2 protein-coding genes are annotated in these 1,627 nt (G+C 62.8%); both read right to left on the minus strand.

From position 1 onward, the window contains the following. Nucleotides 1-245 precede the first annotated feature (245 nt). Complete coding sequence (locus tag GPA_RS00355) at nt 246-1,088, minus strand: anti-sigma-I factor RsgI family protein (RefSeq protein WP_015538617.1); 843 nt, start codon at nt 1,086-1,088, stop codon at nt 246-248. Then, complete coding sequence (locus tag GPA_RS00360) at nt 1,085-1,576, minus strand: RNA polymerase sigma factor (RefSeq protein ID WP_015538618.1); 492 nt, start codon at nt 1,574-1,576, stop codon at nt 1,085-1,087. The genes GPA_RS00355 and GPA_RS00360 overlap by 4 nt, the downstream gene beginning before the upstream one ends. Between the last annotated feature and the right edge of the window lie 51 nt (nt 1,577-1,627).

Genomic DNA, 1,627 nt, shown 5'->3' on the forward strand with positions numbered 1-1,627 from the left:
AAGATTTTCGAGATGCCGTTGAAACGGACTCGCGATCTTCGTGCTCCTAAAAGCTCTCTTCAGAAGGAACGACCCACGCTCTCCTCAAGCGCGGGTTTTGTATAATACCGGTAAGCTATTACCAACGCAATGGGAAAATGCAAGTTTTTGAAAACTTTTCGACACCTTTTGGTAAAACGCCTGATGAAGCACTATTAAGCTTCAAGCTTATCGTGGATGGCGCCACATATCCTTCAAACTTGCGCTTATTCGGCGTGGTGGCCCTTGCCCGAAGCGCCCTTTCCCTGGCCTGCCCCCTGCCCGTGGCCGTTGCCAGCGGGGCCGTCGTGACCGGATCCCCAGCCTGCGCCGCCTTGCTGGCCGCCCTCCCCCTCTGGCTCGCCGCCTTCGAGGGCGGCGATACGGCTGCGCAGCTCGTGCATGCTCATAGAGGCACAGTCTTCGAGCGTCAGGCTGCCGTCCAGCTCCAGCAGGCGGAGTGCCGCCTGATAGCGGCCTGCACCCATGCCGGCAGCCGAAGCAGCCGCGCGCGTCTCCGCGTCAACCGTATGACAGGAGCCCTCGCAAGGCAGGCTGCGCAGGCAGGCGTCGCTTTGCGTGCGCAGCGTGTCGGACTGGCCTGCGTCGTTGGAAGCCACGCTTATCGCAATGTAGGCGTCGCTTTCCAGGTAAGGCGCGAAGGCAGTGCTCGAGGTGAGCGTTGCCACGGCGCTGTCGTAGGGCTTTCCCGTAACCGATACGTCGCGAAGCAGAGCCTCGCCGTCCTCGTTGTAGGCCTTCGCCGAGACGACGATGTCAAAGCGGTTGATGCCAAGCTCGATAGACGGATTCACGTCGATGCCCACGAATGCCGTCTCCTCGAAGTACAGGCGGGAGCCTGCGAGGCCCACGGCCGCCAGCACCAAGCACGCTGCAAGGGCGATGGCGGCACGGCGCCACTTCACAATGCGCGGCGCAGGGGGCTTCGAAGGCGAAGCTTCCCTGGGCTGTACCAGATCGTCGATGGCGGCAAGCGTGCGCGCCCTCACTTCGGGAGGAAGCGACACCTCATCGAAGGCCTCGCGAACGCGTTGCTCCAAATCGTTCATGAGAGGGCCTCCTTCAGAAGCATCTTGCCACGTGCAATCCACGAGTACACGGTGTTGACGGGCGCGTCGACCATCGTCGCGATTTCCGGAGCGGTGTAGCCTTCATAGAGAGAAAGGTAGAGGGGCGTGCGCGGCGGGTCGGTCAGCCCACGCAGGGCGTCCACGACCTCGCTCGAAAACGATGCGGGCTGCATCGCCTCGTCGCAGGACACGAGCTTGTCGCCGCAGGCGCCTTCGTCAAGGGGAACGTTCGCGCGGCTGGATGCCTTGAGCATGTCCTTGCAGGTGTTGGCAGCCACGCGAATGAGCCAGGCCTTGCGATGCTCGTCATCGTTAAACGAGACGGTGTCGGCAAGGGCGTATTTGACCATGGTGTCCTGGAACGCATCCTGGGCATCGGCCGAAGCACGAAAGTAGAGGACGCACACGCGCCACACCGTGGAGCCGTGCGCGTCCATCGCCTGCTCTATGTCCTCGTGCGGCCTCATGCCCTGCCCGGCGCGACGACGGCGCTAGCAGCCGCGGCCGTGATGGCCGCG

This window comes from Gordonibacter pamelaeae 7-10-1-b, from assembly GCF_000210055.1.
In the GTDB taxonomy this organism is placed as follows: Bacteria; Actinomycetota; Coriobacteriia; order Coriobacteriales; family Eggerthellaceae; genus Gordonibacter; species Gordonibacter pamelaeae.

Excerpts from the sequence above, each read along its gene's own strand:
- GPA_RS00355 (WP_015538617.1), bottom strand. The coding sequence starts at position 1,088 with ATGAACGATTTGGAGCAACGCGTTCGCGAGGCCTTCGATGAGGTGTCG.
- GPA_RS00360 (WP_015538618.1), bottom strand. The coding sequence starts at position 1,576 with ATGAGGCCGCACGAGGACATAGAGCAGGCGATGGACGCGCACGGCTCC.